We start from the raw sequence: 18279 nt of genomic DNA on the forward strand, positions 1-18279 counted from the left end.
CTTTCGGCTTCTCGGCGCCGTACAAGGTGCTGGACGAGAAACTGGGATTCACTGCTGATAACGTTTACAAACAGGTAAAAGAGTATCTAAAATAAACTGCCATGATACCAACAGATAAACCCATCGGCCTTGCCAGTGACCATGCCGGCTATGAGATAAAGAAGTACCTCATCAGCCTGTTCGATGCAGAAGGGATCAAGTACACTGACTTTGGCACATACAGTACCGATAGTGTAGACTATCCCGACTTTGCCCACAAGCTGGGTGCTGCCATCGACAACGGTGAATGTGACTACGGCGTATCAGTCTGCGGTACGGGTAATGGCATCAATATGGCGCTGAACAAGCACCATAAGGTACGTAGCGCCTTGTGTTGGAATACAGAAGTTGCACGCCTCGTCAGATTGCATAACGATGCTAATGTACTGACGCTACCCGGACGATTTGTATCTCAGAAGGAAGCTTACGATATGGTAAAGATCTTCTTCGATACAGCTTTCGAAGGGGGAAGGCATCAGAACAGAATCGACAAGATACCTTGTATTTAAAGCAAAGAACTCTTATATAGAAGATAGCCGGTTTCATCAGAGACCGGCTATTTTATTTCCTATTTTATACGGTCGGTAAACTCATACCCGTTATCTTACGATAGAGGTCGAGTGCATACACATCTGTCATTCCCGATACGAAATCGAGGACGGACATCACTTTGTCATAAGTAGAATCTGAAGCGGCGTAGAATTGTTCCGGTATGCGGCTCAGAATAAGTTTGGAATACTCGGTCTGAGGACTTTGCATAGCTGAAATGAACGTATCCAACAGGAACCCTATAATGCGATGCCCGGCAAGCTCTATATCTACTACGTCTTTTGTCTTGTATATCTTAGCTACACTGACTGCTGTCGCATTCTTATTAGCTGTATTGGGTAATTCGCTGATGTGTTTGATTAGCGCACCTTCAAATTTGCCTTCCAGTATCAGTTCTTCATTATCCATAAACACCCTTACACACTCATCTACAAGCAATCCGATAACGCTCGAACGCAAGTAAGCTATCTGTTCGTTCGTATCGTGTACCACTCGCATCGTACGGCGCATTTTCTCCTGTCGCTGTTCAGGAAAGAAATTCATAAACAGACTGACTGTCTGCTCGGTAGACAATAAGCCCAGCTTGTGTGCATCTTCTATATCCATTATCTTGTAACAGATATCGTCGGCAGCTTCTACCAGATAGACCAACGGGTGACGGCAATACGTCAATGGTGACTCCTGAATACGGCGCATACCGAGTGTATCGGCAATTTTTCTGAAATCTTCTTCTTCGGCCTGAAAGAATCCGAATTTTCCTTTGCCCTGTCCTGCAACAGACGAATAAGGATATTTGGCTATAGATGCCAACATGGAATAGGTCAGAACGAAACCTCCGCGCCTGCGTCCGTTGAACTGATGAATAAGCATACGGATAGAATTGGCATTTCCCTCGAATGTGGTAAAATCTTCCCATCGTCCGCCCTGTTCTCTGATCTCAGCCTCGAGCTGTTTTCCCTTACCTTCCGAAAAGTAGCTCGTAATCGCCCTTTCGCCCGAATGACCGAAGGGCGGATTACCCAGATCGTGGGCAAGGCATCCGGCTGCAACGATAGAGCTTATCTCTTCGAAGTCGGCTTCCGATGCCGGATATTTCTTCCGCAGCTCTTTCCCGATGATCATTCCGAGCGATCGCCCTACACAAGACACTTCCATGCTGTGAGTCAGCCTGTTGTGAACAAACACACTACCCGGAAGGGGAAACACCTGTGTCTTGTTTTGCAGCCGCCTGAACGGTGACGAAAATATAAGCCTGTCAAAATCGCGCTGAAAATCGGTACGGTCGTGATGTTTACCATCCTGATATTCTTCCATACCGAAGCGTTTTGCCGAAAGAAGTTGTTGCCAATTCATATTTTATATCATTTTTGACGTAAAAATATACTTTTTACTTTTTACGCATATCTTTGTATTTAGTATAAACTACAGAATATTGTTCTTCATTCTGTGTCTCACTATTCGGAACCGGATCTATATAAGAAATTGATTTACTTTCAAACCTCATCAAATAACTGCTGATTATCGGATAGCCGTTCTCATCCCACTTCAAAACATCGAGAGCTCCCGAAAGAGCAGAGTCTTTGCCCTGAGTCTGTTTCTTATTCTTTGTATCCAACTCAAACAATGAATTACTCCATACAAACGATGGGCTTTCATTACGGGAATGCTTAGCTGCATACAATTCTAAATTAGAATTCAATATCAAAGCACTTTCGTCCGGACGTGTCTGATAACTCAAATGCAGCGTGTCATAATCAGCCTTTATTGTTCCGTTTATCTGGATTCTGGTATTATTGAGAATCATGATAAACTTCAGATCTGCAAAAACCATATTCCCGTCTTTATATGTATATTCTACAATATCCTGATAGTTATCACTCGTTAAATCACCATCATAGTAACGTTTCTTCCTCTTTATAAAATCACCCTCCCATTCGAATTCATCTACCAAAGGCATTGTATAACCTTCGGGCTGCTCTGTACGTTTTACAATTCTTCCCGATGCATCACATTCCAGCTTTACTTTTATATCCTGCTTTTGTGATATTCCGGTGTTTACGTCCTTATCTTCTTTTACACCTTCAATCTTAATCGTTTTACCCGAACGTATATAATCACATGTTATCAGGGTTTTCTCTTTCCATCTGCCAAGACTGTCTTTTCCATAGTGCCTCGTAACAGACCGCTCCAAATACCCCTTATCGTCATAAATATATTCCTCATAAGGCCTTCTTATAGAATCATCGAATGCAATCTCCGTTGATTCTATCCTTATCACATCGTTATCAACCTTTGGCGGTTTATTACTACATCCCTGGGATACAACAAGAAGCAGAATTGACAACAATAATATCAGTTTTGTCTGTTTCATATATTCATTATATATTATTTCCAAACTTCAAATATACTTCTTTTTCGGCAAAACAGAGCAGAGCTGTGAAGAGTGAAGAGTTAGTATTTTATCTCTTCCTCTTGTCACGCCGACCATAGGGAAAAGTCTCTTTTGTAATCATTCTCCTCTTCGGGGCTTTGTAGCTCCCTCTCCCTTTGGAAAGGGCTAGGGTGAGGAGGATTTTAACTAAAATGTAACGAATGTAACGTTTTTGCATTGTTTTTGTTTTTTTGTTACCTTTCTTTTAGAGCCTGTTTAAATTTTATTCGTTTAGGTTTTCAGAACTATTTTTGGAATGATTTTTTCTTATCTGAAGCGCGAATAGCGGGCTATTCAAGCTGAAGAAAGGAGAAAATGGGACAAAAAGAGACTGAAAATGAACGAAAGAAGAACGATAACAAAATGTTTTGGTAAAATTTAAACAGGCTCTTACTATTCTCTTTTGTAGCCTCTCTTTAGAGCAGGGCTGTTAAGTTCTGATTTCTATTCAATTAATTGCCTCCACTTTTAAGTGGAGGAATAAGGTTGATAATTGTGATATGGCTTTAGCCAAATCAGATTTGACTAAAGTCTTCTTAAAGAATACTTCTTACCCACGCCTTAAAAGACGTGGCAACTCGCAGAACTTAACAACCCTGTCTTATGGGAAGGTTTGGAAGGGCTGCTTTTCATTTATAATATTACCGTTGTGTACCTGTCGTCATCATCTGTCTCTCCATTGTCCTGCTGACGGATTTCGTGGGGCTGTGGGCTTGTCACCTTATCCAGAAATTTACTCACCATCTGTGTGGAGGCTTCCACATCGGCATCTTTCGGGAATTTTAGGACAAAAGGCCTGCTGGTCTGTTCGGTTTCTTTTTGCTTTTCACGCTTCTTGTCCTGACGGTCGAGCACGAGCTTCATTACATGCGCTTTTGGTGCGCGCTTACGCTTAGTTACTACGCGGTTCTTTATTTTCTCGCCGCCCCAGCCATCGTCTTCGTAGGTGATGCGTTCGGTGACTTCTATATAACCTTCGAGCTGGTCGCGCAGGGAGTGGCGCACAAGGGTGGCGAGAGATTCGTCGCGGCGGTCTTCGGCTTCTTCTATGGCTCGGCGGAAGTCGCTGCGGGTTTTCTTCCATTCGTAGAAGGTTTTGGTCGTTAGTTTCAGGGTTCTGCAAATTTCGGTGATGGTGTAGTTGTCTTGTTCTATCAGTTTTACTATTTTCTCAACAAGTCTATCGCTGTATTTCATGGTTTTCAAAATTCTTTAGTGAATACTTTTTCGGTATTGATAAAGTTGTTTGAAAAGGATGAAAAGTTTAGGAAACCACAGAGTAGTAACACAGAGTGAACATGGAGTTTTGTAGGTGCGTAAAATATTACATCCGAAGTGAGAGGTCTAGATTGCCACACCTTTTAAGGCGTGGGTTAGGCAAACCGCACCAACAAGGGATAACCCTATTCCCCAATCCGCTTTATTCGTTCGGTTATCTTATACTGCCCATTTTCTGTGGAATAATACAATTTATCTATTTGATATCTGATAGTATCTTTCCGGACATATAAACTGAATATTCTCGCCCCATGCTCCCAGTTTCCCTGACTTGTATAGAGCAAATCGAATCCTTCCCCATGTAAGTATCTATAAATAAACGATGTATCATTCTCCATTATTATACCCGAATCATCATATAAATCGACAATTTCTACCTGTGCTATTTTTTCAGGATATTTTGCCATATCCAGAAATTCAGCTTTCGATAGTTGAATATATTCTCCATCTACAGACGGCTCAATCGGTTTGGCTGTATTTGTGCTTCCTGCACAGGCAAATAAGAAGCAGAAAAACAGCAATATGTATAAGTATCTAATCATTTGGCTAAACGGGTTTTCATTTCTCAAATATAACCACAATTTTCTATAAAATCATATATCAAAATCCATCTCTCCGTTCACAAAATATAACGTTCGACTTACTGCTAATTTAATTACCTTTGCACCCGCGTTGGTTATTGATTTCACAAATGAAAATAGACAGGTCTTACACAGTTTCCCTTATTGTCGCTATTGCATTCTTTATGCAGGGACTCGATACCACTGCTGTAAATACGGCTGTGCCCGCGATGGCGCGTTCGTTCGGAACCGATGTAGTACACCTCAGTGCGGGAATAACCTCATACCTGATAGCTCTGGCTATCTTTATTCCTGTCAGCGGCTGGATTGCCGACCGTTACGGCACACGTAAGGTATTCTGTACAGCTATCATCCTGTTTGTGCTGGCATCGGCGCTGTGCGGTACTGCACAAACACTGACACAGTTTGTACTGTTCCGCATATTTCAGGGAATGGCTGGAGCTATGATGACACCTGTGGGACGGCTTGCCGTACTGAAAGCTACCCCGAAAGAGAATCTGGTAACAGCTATGGCTTACATTACATGGCCTGCACTGGTAGCTCCTATCTTAGGCCCGTTGGTGGGCGGATACCTGACTACATACTGGACATGGCGCTGGATATTTTACCTCAATATACCTATCAGTATAATATGTGTGAGCCTTGCATGGCATTTTATACGTGAAGAGAAAGACGATGGGCAACCCAAACGGCGCTTCGATGCGGTGGGCTTTGTACTGAGCGGACTTGCCCTTGCCGGATTTATGTACGGGGTAGAACTACTCAGCCGCGCAGAAGTTCCTTATTATGTGTCACTGATAGTGATTCTGGTTAGTCTGGGACTACTGACTTTCAATGTACTTTATTCGCGGCATATATCGAATCCGCTGATAGACTATTCGATTATAAAAATACCGACTTATAAGATCACGATATTCACAGGCTCGTTGTCGCGTATGGTTATCGGGGTAGCACCTTATCTGGTTCCGCTGATGTTTCAGGAAGGTTTCGGACTGAATCCGTTTCAGTCGGGAATGCTGTTTCTGGCAACAATGGCAGGAAATCTGACGATGAAACCGGCTACTATCTGGATAATGCGTCACTACAATTTCCGTACGGTACTGGTTGCAAACGGATTTATGGTAGCTCTGTTTACGTTCTTCACTTCGCTGTTGCTGCCGACTACTCCGGTGATACTTATCGTTGCCGTTATGTTCCTGTCGGGAATGTTTCGCTCTATGCAGTTCAGCGCAATTACGACACTGGCTTTTGCCGAAATACCTCAACAGCGTATGACGGCAGCTAACACATTATACAGTACTGTGCAACAGATGTCGACCGGTATGGGTATTGCTATGGGGGCTGTTTTCCTGCGTTTCTCTAATATGATAAACGGAGGAGCAGAGCAGCATTACTCGGTTGCCGATTTCAGACTGGCATTTATATTTGTGGCCATACTGGGTGTTGTCTCCCTATATGGATTTACCAAGCTCGCTCCCGATGCGGGTGATGCTGTACGGGTAACCAAAAGGGACAGGAACGGGTAATTTTAGTTGCCTACGATTTTAAGTGAAGAAGGGATAGTATGCCAATAAAATCTTTTACAAAAGTTCTTTTTGACTAAAGTCATTATTAGAGAAATCCTATTCCACGCCTTAAAAGGCGTGGCAATTTCCAAAATTAGTCTATTGGCGTAAGCCTTGTATCTCCTTTTACTATTTCTATAATATACGGTTTCAGTATTTCATAACCGATGTACGAGTCTGCCGAAATACCGCCTGAATACCGTACCGAATCTTTTGTAACTACTGTATGATATTTTCCTTTAGCCTTATCCGTATCGGAAGGGATATATTCCAAGAATACGGTGGATTCGATGTTTCCCGCACTATCCGACACATAAAATATGTTCTTTACCAGCGGATTCCCTGTCGGCTCTTCATAGCGTTCGTATGCGGAAACGGATTTTGCTCCTACCATAAAATTATCGATACAGAACATATCCGACAGACTGGTAGTCGCCAGCAAACCGCTGCTATGTGCATCGTACATACGTTCTTTATATACTTTGGCATTGGCATTATCACCTAATGCGTTACTGCATTGCACAAGCTTCTCGTATGAATAATAGTCGTCAGGAAAATATTCGGTGAGTTCTTTATATGCATCCTGTGCCTTGCTGTAATTACCATCATTATACTCAAGGTTACCGATATTATAAAGTACGGTAACATATAGTTCTTTATCTTTTACAATCTTCGACTTTGCCGTATAAAAGGCTTCAAGTGCTTCTTTTATCTTATCCATGCTGGCATAGGATGCGCCGATCATGTAATAGCCTTTTTCGGCAGGAACTGCCATGCTTACCGCATTTTGGTAGTTTTCTAATGCCTGATCGAATTTTTCCTGAGTATAATAAATATCACCGACAGCTACACGGTATCCGGCTTCGTCGGGCGACAGGCTTATTGCTGCCTGCATGTTCTTCAGTGCCTGCGAGTAATCGCCTATCACACTATTGATCATACTTTCCACATAATAAGCCGGAGCGTGTTTCGAGTCTTTTTTCTTTGCCATTTCAGCAAATATAGTAGCATTTTCGAGATCTTCGATATGGAAATAAGACATGGCGACATACGTAAGTTCATTGGCCGAAAGTGTACGTGGCTTACCGGAAAAGCGATTGATGATCTCATTGTATTGCTCATTTTCGAACATTATTCTTATATCATCCGAAGGCTGTACCACTTGCATATCGCCCGGCAAAAATGTATTGCCGGAGACATAAGAAACACCTGCACAGTGAAGAACCAGCAAAAAAAGTATGATCTTTTTCATGATATTTAATTTTTTAGATCCAACGTATCATTGTCGTTAGTAGATACCCGATACAATGAATACTTTGTTTTATTTAGTGAATGAATTATTCAGAACCACTTTTGTTTCCTTATCCACAGATAAGAAAGGATAGCTACCAATACAAGGACAGCCCATGAGCCAATATATCCGTACTCCCAGTCGAGCTCGGGCATAAACTTAAAATTCATACCCCATACGCCTACCATAAATGTAAGCGGAATAAATATAGTGGAGACAATCGTCAGTCGCTTGATGATCTCGTTCATCCGCATATTATTATTGTTGTAATAAAGATCGGACACCGACGTCAGCGTTTCATAGAAAGAAGCCAGGTCGCCGAGAGTGGTGCGCATACGATCGTCAAAGTCTTCAAAATAAACAAGGTTCTCTTTGAGGATCAGTTCATTTGAGTTATGCAGCAAATTGCTGAACTCTTCACGCATCGAAACCACCGAACGTTTTATGTGCATATAATTTACCCTGCATGTATGTAAAAGCCGCAGTGTATCTGCCGATTTATTATCGGTTATCAGAGATTCTTCCATATTGGCCAGATGATCTTCCATTATCATCACAGTATTGATATTGGAGAGATTTACAGCATTCAGTAAGATGTAGAGTAAAAAATCGCCAGCCTTTTGTCTTATCAGTATATTATCTTCCTCAATTTCCTTCTTTACATCGTCGAATACAGGGACTAGTTCTTCCTGAAAACTGATAATATAGTCGGCTCCCAAGATAAAAGCAATCTGCATATCGTCAATGTTAGCCGTATCGCCCACCTGATGGAAAGACGACATTAGCATATAAGTCACTTTATCGTAAACTACAGCTTTTACTACCTGCTGGTCGGCCAACAGGTCTTTTACATCAAAGCCATGCAATCCCGCTTCGCGGCAAATACGGTTTACAACGGCAGCATCGGATATACCGGTTACTTTAAACCAGTTCACTTTGGTTTTATCAATATAGTCTTTAAAGGCCGACTGCAAGGGAATATTTTTCACATTCAACTGCCGGGCATCATATTGAATCAACTCGATAGTCATCGGAATATTCTTATCTCCGAAATAAGCGGGCTTTGACAAAAGATAATTATTCCGGGCCAACCTGCGTTTGTTATTCTTCGTTCCTTTCACTGTTTTTCCGCTCATACTACCTAAAGATAATATACTGTATCAAAAGTAAGAATAAAATACTATATTTGCACACTTAGCCGGCTTATTTATGTAAATGCAACCCGGTACGGTAATTACAAATGAACGCTGATCGTTGATGAAGGAAGTTCTGAATATACTGAAACAAAAGAAACTTCAATTCTTTTTTCTGTTCTATATTTTACTACTGGTTCCTATTTTGTGCCCCCTTGCCCAAAATCTGAATTTCTTTGATAAAATCGCCATTTTCGCTGTATGCGGTCTGTTGTTTGCCGCTATATCGGTGTTATCACTTTTCATTGACTCTAAAGCCGAGAAGACTATATATGCCATCTTGCTGGCAATATCCATTATTCCGGGTTCCATCTATCTGGCATACCTGCTTTTTGCAGGCGTACTGCTCGAGCAGAACAGTGTTACCAGCCTGTTCGAAACCAATCCCGAGGAGAGCCGCGAGTTTGTTGCACACTACCTCAGCCTGTGGGTAATAACAGGAGTACTAGTCTATGCAGCGATACCCATTATTATGATCTGCCTGATGAAGCCTTTCGAACGGCTGAGCAAAAGAAAACACACATTGCTTTTCATATCTAGCATTGTTGTTATTCTGGCTGTTATCAGCATCAATCAGTTGTCGCGCTCGGTATATTTCATCAATATATACAAGACATTCATCACTTACAAAATCCGTACGACAAACGAGATAAAAACGATACGGGAACGGCAAACAGAAACTTATGAGGTTACCTCCATCAACCACGATACTATTCCTCAGACAATAGTCGTAGTCATCGGCGAATCGCTGAATAAGCACCATATGTCGCTATACGGCTACGGGCGCGAAACCAACCCGCTACTATCGGCGTACGGCGACAGCCTTATTGTGTACAACGATGTGGTTTCGCCGCAGGTGCATACTATTTCGGTCATGCGATCGGTTCTTTCTATGATAGAGCCGAAACATGCGGATTATTTTACAAAAAAGCCTTCGTTATACGAACTATTCAACCGCGCAGGATATAATACATACCTTATCAGCAATCAGGAATTCAGCGAAGAATGCCGTTCGAGCTACGATATCCTGCTCACGCTGGCCAAGAAGAAATACAATCTGGCTCCGTACAGGCAACACGACGATATAGTGCTGCCCGTACTGGATTCGGTACTGAATAGTGGAAGCAATAAAAACAAACTGATACTTATACACCTGATAGGCAACCATATGGCGTACGAATTCCGCTACCCGAAAGAGTTTATTGTGTTCAACAACAAAAAAGACAGCCTTATTACACAAAAGCCTTACATGGAGATTAATGATGTAAAAACTGTCGATAAATACGACAATTCCGTATTATACAACGACTATCTCATACACAGTATTATCCGCTCACTAGAGAATCATCATGTAGAGAATACGGCTATGATATATTTTTCGGATCATGCCGAAGAACTGTACGACTATCGTAGGTTTGCAGGCCATGCCTACGAAAAGGTATCTCCGGCCATGTGCGAGATTCCTTTTATGATATGGATGTCTCCCTCATACAGGCAGCAACGCAAAGATCTGGTATTCGACATAAATCGTCCGTATTCAACGGCTGATTTTATCTATTCCATATCGGATATTGCGGGGCTGAAATATAAAGATTATGATGATAGCCGCAGCCTGTTTTCTAAAAACTTTGTAGAAAGGGAACGTCTTGTAGGCAGTAAGAAATATGAGGAGATAAGAAGGAAGTTTGAAGAATAAAAGAATCTGTATGAAATGGTTTTCTAAAAGAAGAAAAATAGAGGATGATCTGCTATTGGAAAAAATCAGTATAAAAACACTGAATGAATATCTTCCTGTAAAATTTTCAGACTTAGCACCTAAATACTTGTATGAAGGCTATGGTGATACCATTACCAATGAAGATGAGATCATTTTCGAATTAAACAATGCAGGGTTAAACTATATAGGAAATTTAGATAATATTATTCCCGATAATTTTATTAAACTCATTAAAGAGCATAACATAAATATAAATTATCTCGGAATACTAAGGTTGTTACTAATCATAACCGATTTAGACAGCTATCTTGAATATTACGTCCAATATTATATTAACGACTGGGATATAGAAAGTATGGAATCCCTCAATGATTTCCTTATCGACTACGGTATTACATATTCTTATATACAAGATTTTTTAGACAAGAAGAAAATATAACGATGTGATCTCAGAAAATAAAATAATGAGTTATAAGCCTCAGCTTATAACTCATTATTACACTTACACATATATTATTTCTTTGTAGCTTTCGGCTTTGCTTCTCCCTTAGGTTTAGCCTCTGTTTTTGGCTTGGCAGCAGGCTTTGCTTTTGTAGTCGCAGTAGTTTTTGGTTTCTCCTCTGCTTTTGGCTTTACCTCTGTAGCTTTTGGTTTTACTTCCACTTTTTTCTCAGCAACCAGTTTTGCCTTTGGTTTGCTGGCGGCAGCTTTCGGTTTTGGGGCAGCTTTACTTTCTTTAGCAGCCGGCACAGGATTACCTTTGGTTTCCAGTTTCTTTATTGTTTCTTCCAAACGGTCGATTTCATCGGCCTGATTGTGAATTGTGGTCAGCAAAGCATTCAACTCTTCCGTTTCTATCGAACTAGGGAACTCAGCTTCGACCCTTTCTTTAAAGTCACTCAGCACATTCATATAAGTGTTGAATGCTTCGTAAGGTGACGGGAAGGGACTGAATGGCAGATCGTTCTTTGTACCCATATAATAGAAATGGTCGCTCGATTGCAGGTAAATCCAGTCCTGTATCAATCGTCTCGACTGGCTGAGATTTACCCGTTCAGCTATTTCGTACAATTTATGGAATGCCTCCTGCTGCAATGTATTTCCCAGCCATGGCGATACATCTCTCTCCTCGCCTACCCACGATATGGGGTGCATAGATGAGATACTACCCACAGGCTTCAATGTATTCAATACTTCGCTAGGGGTGGCAAATCCGATATTCTTTTCGGCAGCAAAGCGTGGCAAGGCTTTCAGGAAATCGAAGATTCCCGAACTCCTCTTCTGGAAGTTACCCAATGCCTCATAGTTCATGAAGAGATTGATTGCCTGTTCTTCTTTTGGTGTTGCCGCTATCCAGTTGATAAATTTGTCGGCTGTAAGCGGATATTCGCTCCAGTTATAATTGGAGAAACGCGTTGCTATATCATCGCTGAACTTAGGGTTGCGCATCAGTAGTTTCAGTTTAGGCTGTGCTGCCGACTGATATACATAGTTGGGGCTTTTCCATCCCAGCGTTCTTTTGGCACCCGGTGTCAGCATACCGATGAATCCCATTTCGTGAACAAGTTCCGCGATTTCATCGGAGAATATAAGTTCTGTATTTCTGAATACCTTTGGCTTCTGTCCGAAAAGGCTTTCTATCTTATCGCTATGGTCTTTGACCTGCTTCTTGAAGCCTTCGGGGTCGATAAGGGAGGCCAGCGAATGCCCTTGTGTTTCGGCCAGAAATTCTACACAGCCCGTATCGGCCAGTTCTCTGAATCCGTCTATCACTTCAGGGGCATATATCTCTAACTGATCGAGCGCTACACCCGATATAGAGAATGCAGCTTTAAACTTTCCCTTGTATTCCTTTATCATGTCCAGTATGACTCTGTTGGCCGGAACAAAAGAAACCTCAGCTACCTGCTGTATGAAATCTTCGTTGGCAAAGTCGTCATAGTAATAGTGGTCGCCGCCAATATTGAAGAACCTGTAACGTTTGAGGCGGTGCGGCTGGTGTATCTGGAAGTAGAAGCAAATATTTTTCATATCTTAAATTCTTTTATTTACATAAATTATTATAAATATCTCTTACTTTTTGCCCTGCATATTCCCACTTGATATTGTCCACTTCTATCTTCCCTTCTTTGCTTAGGAAATCAGACATGGCATCGTAGGTACATATAGAGTAGATAGCATCTGCCATTCCGTCTACATCCCAGTAGTCTACCTTAACAGCTTTGTCGAGAATCTCGGCGCAACCCGACTGTTTGGATATAATGGTAGGTATGCTGCATTGCATGGCCTCAAGCGGAGAGATACCGAAAGGTTCGGAAACAGATGGCATAACATATACATCACTTCTTTTCAGCATTTCGTACACTTGTTTCCCCTTTAGGAAACCTGTGAAATGAAAGCGGTCGGAAATTCCTTTTTCGGCAGCGAGATATATCATACGTTCCATCATATCGCCACTGCCGGCCATAACGAAGCGGATATGCTTGGCTTTTTCGAGTACGCGTGCGGCTGCTTCCACGAAGTATTCGGGACCTTTCTGCATAGTGATACGTCCTAAGAATGTGACCACTTTGTCTTTCGTCCCTTTTTCGGGATTGATGGCTAGTATTTCGGCGCTTAACGGCTCTACGGCATTGTGTACGGTAGTTACCTTTGCCGGATCCTGAAAGTATTTCTCAATGACAGTTTTACGGGTGAGCTCGCTCACACAGATTATATGATCGGCATAGTCCATTCCGTTTTTCTCCATCTGATATACCTGCGGATTTACATTGCCGCGACTACGGTCGAAATCGGTGGCGTGTACATGTATGACCAACGGTTTACCTAATATATTTTTGGCGTGTATTCCGGCCGGATAGGTAAGCCAGTCGTGCGAGTGTATGATGTCGTAACCCTCTGTACGAGCTATGACTCCGGCTACAATGGAGTAGTTGTTGATCTCCTCGAGCAGGTTGTCGGGGTATTTTCCCGAAAATTCGATACATCCCAGATCATTTGTATGCAGATATCTGAAATCGGCATAGATATGATCCCTCAGATTGTAATATTCCTGCGGATCCATATATCGGGAAAGCCTTTCGCTAACATAATCCCAATGGACGTCATTCCATACAACAGGAGTATTGCATGCTCCTATTATTTTCAGGAAACTTTGATCCTCATCGCCCCATGGCTTGGGAATCACAAATGTAATATCCATATCGGGCTGCATTGCCATGCCTCTGGTCAGCCCATAGCTGGCAGTGCCGAGTCCCCCCAGTATGTGGGGAGGAAACTCCCATCCAAACATTAATGCTTTCATCTATCTTTTTTATAAGTTACGAATTACGAGTTACAAGTTACGGGGAACGAGCCTGATCGATAAAACTTGTAACGTGTAACTGCCTGAAAGGCACAGTAACGTGTAACTAATTTATTTAATATTCATCTGCAAAAGATTTTTGTATCTCTAAAGCCCGCAATACTCCTGCTACATTGGTGGCGTACGATATCGGGCCATGACCGAAATAAGGTATGCTGCCGTCGTATATGGCAGACAGGGAACCAATACAGTCGTTCGACATTTCTTCTTCGGTACCGATCAGAAGCCGCTCGAGGAAGGATATTCCGCTTCGCTGGAATATTTTCAGATAGGCTTCGATATATGGTCCCAGCAGCCAAGGCCATGCAGCTCCGTTGTAGGCACTATACATCCTGTCGTTTAACGAACCTTCGCTACGAGGCCTGAACCCGATGCTTTTAGGGCTGAGCGAACGTATGCCTTTCGGTGTCAATAGCTCTTTGGTGATTATATCCAGTATAGACTTGCTCTGACGCTTATCCAACAACGGATAGTCGCAGGCTATAGCCAGAAGCATATTAGGCCTTACACTCCAGTCTACATAGTTACCCACCACATAGTCGTAGAGGTAACCGCCATCGTTGAGAAAGACTTCGAGGAACGAAGTTTTTACCAACTCGGCCAGTAGCCCCATTTTTTTATCCAGTTTTTCGTTTTCGTTATGCCTGGCTATTTCCTGATTGAACATCAGGGCGTTGTACCAAAAGGCATTTACTTCTACCAGACATCCTGTACGCCCCGATCTGATGCTTTCGTCTGCCACCGTACTGTGCATCCAGCTAGGGAAGTTGGAACGATTGTCTACACTGAGCAATCCGTTTGTCAATGGTCTCAGGTTCGGATGTTTTCCCTCCTGTATGAATGTAACCATCCGGTTTACCAGATCGGCATATTTGAGATGAAAGCGTGCCGGATCTTCGATGAAGAATTTCTTCAGTGAGCGAATCAGCCATAACAACACGTCGGCATTACCTATATCACTCAGAAAGCCATAAACGGGCTTTCCTTTCATAAAGTCTTCTATTATTGGAACAGCTGTATCTACAACTTGTTCAAAAGCCTCGGGCTTTCCTGTGCTCAGCGTCAGTCCGGGCAGAGCCATGAACTGTTCGCGCGCGGCTACTCTTCCCCAAGGGTATCCGTTGAGCAGGTATAACTCGTCTTTTGACGGACGGAAATAGAACTGATGGGCTGAGTTTTTCAGGCAGTTGAAAAAAGAGGAACGGGGAGTCCTGTCTTTTATACCCTCTTCGAAAAAAGTGATAAGCCGCTGTGTATTTGCCTGCACATCACTAGCCGAAAAAATAATGGATTCGCCTTTGGTGATAGGTAGTTCGAAGTAACCCGGCACATAGAGGTCTTCCTTATATTCCAGTCCTTCTTCCTTATCTCTTTCGTACTCGATCCCTTTGTACCAGCTGGGTTCGAATATAAAATCAACCTCTTTGTTGAATTGCATAAACAGTTCGGGATAACCGCTGTACATCTGCATGCTGATACCGTTCTCTACCTCTTTGTAGCCATGTTCGGCAACTGAGTTTTCCTGCGTAAGTTGATTTATCTCCCGGAATGCAAGAAACGGCTTGAAGCGTATGGTGGTAGGCGAATGTGCATCGAGCAATGTGTAACGGATGAAAATGGAATTGTCTTCGAGCGAAAACATCTTTTCTTTTGATAAGATAACACCTCCTACACGGTAGATGGTACGCGGCAGCGAGTCGCAATCGAATTCGCGTATATATTTATGCCCCATCGGACTGTAATTGTTCCCATCATACTTGTGTATTCCCAGATTGAACTCGGCTCCATGCTGTATAACAGTTTCATCGAAAGACGAAAGCAGTACATGGTTAGAGTTGTCGAGTTTGGGAACAGGCATGACAAGCAGTCCGTGCTGTTTGCGTGTATTACATTCTACAAGTGTTGTACAATGATAGGCACCGCGCCGGTTGGTTCTCAATATCTCTCTTTTGAGGGAATATTCGAGGTTGACCATACGGCTTTTGTCGAATTTCAGATATGTATTAGCCTTATTATGACCCATGTTACGGATAAGTTATTCGGTTTATATAAAGTACAATAATAAACAAAAGGATATATTTGCTCGATATATCCGTTTTTAAAGATAGTAAAAATGTTAAAGATTTGCTCCTTTTTTAGAAATGTTTATGAACATAGCAACAAATTTCAGAAGACTATAACGATAGTTTTTATTATTTAGAGTCTGTTTAAATTTTATTCATTCAGATTTTTAGAGCCATTTTGGAAATAATTTATTCTTTTTTGAGGTGATAATAGCGGGCTATTTAAACCGATAAAAGGGATAAATTAAACCAAAAGAGCCTAAAAATGAATGAAAAAGAATCTGTAATAAAATATTTTGGTAAAATTTAAACAGACTCTAAATGCAGATTAGGATTAGGATTTTGATTATATGTTCGATTTCTTCCTGCGTGTAACTCCTATCTCAGTTTAATTCTTATAAATTTAGCACATATCTAACGCGCACTCCCGTGCTTGTTTTTCATTTTACATACGCTTTGCTCCTGTGACCGTTGGTTGGCATTGCCCAAAACGAAACAAAAAGCTAGTGCTCCGTTTCTCGCCGACCCACCAACGGCTTGCCGGCTAAAAGGGACAAACATGCTGTTGCCTCATCCCTTTTTACGCTGACTTCACCGGATGGGTGCCCCCACTGCGGAACTAATGCACAGAACCGCAATGCGGCGACAAGACAGAATCTTTTTGTCGTCTCCCGATCGTGCGTCAGCCTGCGCCGTTAGCTTTATGGACGGGGCACCCGTAGGGTGAGAAAGGCGTAAAAACGAAAACGTGTTTGAGCTTGGCTACTGATTCTAACTATACAAGTCTTAGAGCTAGTTTTTTCGTTTAGCCTTTAAGCCCTTTTACGGGTCGTCCGATGAAGCGTGGCGCTAAAGCGTTTTGCTTACTTTGCGGCTTTGGGCAAAGTAAGGTAAGCAATTTTTAATTGCGCGCAATAAGAAATCGGACGATTATATTAAACATGAAACTAACTACACACAAACCTTATTTAGAACTATTTTAGTTAATGAAGTATCTTTTATCATTCCGTTAAATAATTGTAATTTATGGTTTTATTGAGCATTTGGCTGTATAGCAAACTATAACTTATTAACCGGCGGCGCGCTAATGTTTAGTATTTTTATATCTTTGTAGTCCTGAAATAAAGTTATATAATACTAAATCGAAATAAGTTAAATATATGCTTTCATTTATAACGTGGGATGTAAATCCGGAGGCCTTGTCTTTGTTTGGGCGCGAAATACGCTGGTATGGTATTCTGTGGGCGGCCGGAGTCCTTTGTACTACGATGGTGGTACAAAAAATGTATAAATATGAGAAATTACCGGACAAATGGTTCGATTCCTTATTTATATATGTCCTGACAGGGTTGATCATAGGCGCACGTCTGGGGCATTGCCTGTTTTACGATCCTGTGGCCTATCTGTCGCATCCGCTCGACTTGCTGAAAGTATGGGAAGGTGGACTAGCCAGCCATGGCGGTGCTATCGGGATGACTATCGGGGTATGCCTCTATTCGCTGAAGATTACCGGTAAAAAGATTAATTGGAAGCATCTGGGTATCTCCTCCGTTATAGGCCTTGTACTCGGTGCTGCATGCTACTATATCTATAAGCTGATAACGGGAGCAGAATCTTCGCTCGACCTGTTACTATATCAGTTTACATTTATGGGATTCTTTATAGGCGTGTGTGTGTCTTTGGTATATACAACGCGTGAAATGTCGATAAAAACACTGGACAGACTGGTTATAGGCGTGGCTATCGGTGCTACATCCATCCGTCTGGGCAACCTGATGAATTCAGAAATATACGGTGGTGCTACCGAATTACCTTGGGGTTTTAATTTCGTAAGAGACGTAAAATGGCACTGGCCACTGGCTCAGGGTGGCTCTGGCGAATTGCCATGCCATCCTACACAAATATACGAAGCTTTGGTTTACTTGTTTTTGTTCGGTTTAGGCTTATATCTCTTCTATAAGACGACAGCTAAAAACAGGACGGGGCTTATCTTGGGAATATCGCTTATCGGTATTTTCTTTTCCCGTTTTCTGATAGAATTTATTAAGAACATACAAGAGCCATTCGAGATACAGATGATAGATACGATAGGCATCAATATGGGACAATTGCTTAGCCTGCCGTTTGTCATCTGGGGTGTCTGGCTGGTATGGAGTGCATTGAAACGAGAGCCGGAAACTACAGAAAATCTAAATAAAAAGAAATAGA

The 18279-nt window shown here is 42.0% G+C and carries 14 protein-coding genes; 5 read left to right on the forward strand and 9 right to left on the reverse strand.

The window, feature by feature from the left end; all coding sequences use genetic code 11:
- Positions 1-101: 101 nt before the first annotated feature.
- Positions 102-548, forward strand: coding sequence for a ribose 5-phosphate isomerase B (gene rpiB, locus M2448_RS02320; protein WP_280644665.1), 447 nt, complete (start codon positions 102-104; stop codon positions 546-548).
- Positions 549-612: 64 nt separating this feature from the next.
- On the opposite strand, the gene M2448_RS02325 is transcribed toward rpiB, so the two are convergent.
- The 4 genes from M2448_RS02325 to M2448_RS02340 form a co-directional block, all read right to left on the reverse strand.
- Positions 613-1941, reverse strand: coding sequence for a deoxyguanosinetriphosphate triphosphohydrolase (locus tag M2448_RS02325; RefSeq protein ID WP_280644666.1), 1329 nt, complete (start codon positions 1939-1941; stop codon positions 613-615).
- Between the two features lie 34 nt (positions 1942-1975).
- Complete coding sequence (locus tag M2448_RS02330) at positions 1976-2959, reverse strand: hypothetical protein (protein ID WP_280644667.1); 984 nt, start codon at positions 2957-2959, stop codon at positions 1976-1978.
- Positions 2960-3652: 693 nt separating this feature from the next.
- The gene (locus tag M2448_RS02335; protein ID WP_280644668.1) at positions 3653-4216 is read right to left on the reverse strand and encodes a transposase; all 564 of its coding nucleotides are present in this window, start codon (positions 4214-4216) and stop codon (positions 3653-3655) included.
- Positions 4217-4422: 206 nt separating this feature from the next.
- Positions 4423-4839 carry a hypothetical protein gene (locus M2448_RS02340; RefSeq protein WP_280644669.1) on the reverse strand — a complete coding sequence of 139 codons (417 nt, stop codon included), beginning with the start codon at positions 4837-4839 and terminating at the stop codon, positions 4423-4425.
- Positions 4840-4988: 149 nt separating this feature from the next.
- Between M2448_RS02340 and M2448_RS02345 the strand changes: the two genes are divergently transcribed.
- Positions 4989-6404 carry a DHA2 family efflux MFS transporter permease subunit gene (locus M2448_RS02345; protein WP_280644670.1) on the forward strand — a complete coding sequence of 472 codons (1416 nt, stop codon included), beginning with the start codon at positions 4989-4991 and terminating at the stop codon, positions 6402-6404.
- Positions 6405-6537: 133 nt separating this feature from the next.
- Here the strand turns inward: M2448_RS02345 and M2448_RS02350 are convergent, their stop codons facing one another.
- Positions 6538-7695: a tetratricopeptide repeat protein gene (locus M2448_RS02350; protein WP_280644671.1), complete on the reverse strand. Its 1158-nt coding sequence runs from the start codon at positions 7693-7695 to the stop codon at positions 6538-6540.
- Positions 7696-7784: 89 nt separating this feature from the next.
- Positions 7785-8870, reverse strand: a complete 1086-nt coding sequence (locus M2448_RS02355; protein WP_280644672.1) for a CorA family divalent cation transporter — start codon at positions 8868-8870, stop codon at positions 7785-7787.
- A gap of 121 nt (positions 8871-8991) precedes the next feature.
- Here M2448_RS02355 and M2448_RS02360 point away from each other — a divergent pair, with 121 nt between their 5' ends.
- Both M2448_RS02360 and M2448_RS02365 read left to right on the forward strand, forming a co-directional pair.
- On the forward strand, positions 8992-10623 hold the full coding sequence (locus tag M2448_RS02360; RefSeq protein ID WP_280644673.1) for a sulfatase-like hydrolase/transferase: 1632 nt from the start codon (positions 8992-8994) through the stop codon (positions 10621-10623).
- A 10-nt stretch (positions 10624-10633) separates the two neighbouring features.
- The gene (locus M2448_RS02365; RefSeq protein ID WP_280644674.1) at positions 10634-11083 is read left to right on the forward strand and encodes a hypothetical protein; all 450 of its coding nucleotides are present in this window, start codon (positions 10634-10636) and stop codon (positions 11081-11083) included.
- A gap of 74 nt (positions 11084-11157) precedes the next feature.
- On the opposite strand, the gene M2448_RS02370 is transcribed toward M2448_RS02365, so the two are convergent.
- From M2448_RS02370 to M2448_RS02380, 3 genes are all read right to left on the reverse strand, one after another.
- Positions 11158-12675 (reverse strand): polysaccharide deacetylase family protein, encoded by a 1518-nt coding sequence (locus M2448_RS02370; protein WP_280644675.1) that lies wholly within the window; start codon positions 12673-12675, stop codon positions 11158-11160.
- A gap of 13 nt (positions 12676-12688) precedes the next feature.
- On the reverse strand, positions 12689-13948 hold the full coding sequence (locus tag M2448_RS02375; protein WP_280644676.1) for a glycosyltransferase: 1260 nt from the start codon (positions 13946-13948) through the stop codon (positions 12689-12691).
- A gap of 115 nt (positions 13949-14063) precedes the next feature.
- Positions 14064-16031, reverse strand: coding sequence for a glycogen debranching enzyme N-terminal domain-containing protein (locus tag M2448_RS02380; protein WP_280644677.1), 1968 nt, complete (start codon positions 16029-16031; stop codon positions 14064-14066).
- A 1200-nt stretch (positions 16032-17231) separates the two neighbouring features.
- Here M2448_RS02380 and lgt point away from each other — a divergent pair.
- A complete protein-coding gene (gene lgt, locus M2448_RS02385; RefSeq protein ID WP_280644678.1) occupies positions 17232-18278 on the forward strand; it encodes a prolipoprotein diacylglyceryl transferase in 1047 nt (348 codons plus the stop codon).
- Position 18279 lies beyond the last annotated feature (1 nt).

Origin of the sequence: Dysgonomonas sp. PF1-14, assembly GCF_029892965.1 — a bacterium.
GTDB lineage: Bacteria > Bacteroidota > Bacteroidia > Bacteroidales > Dysgonomonadaceae > Dysgonomonas.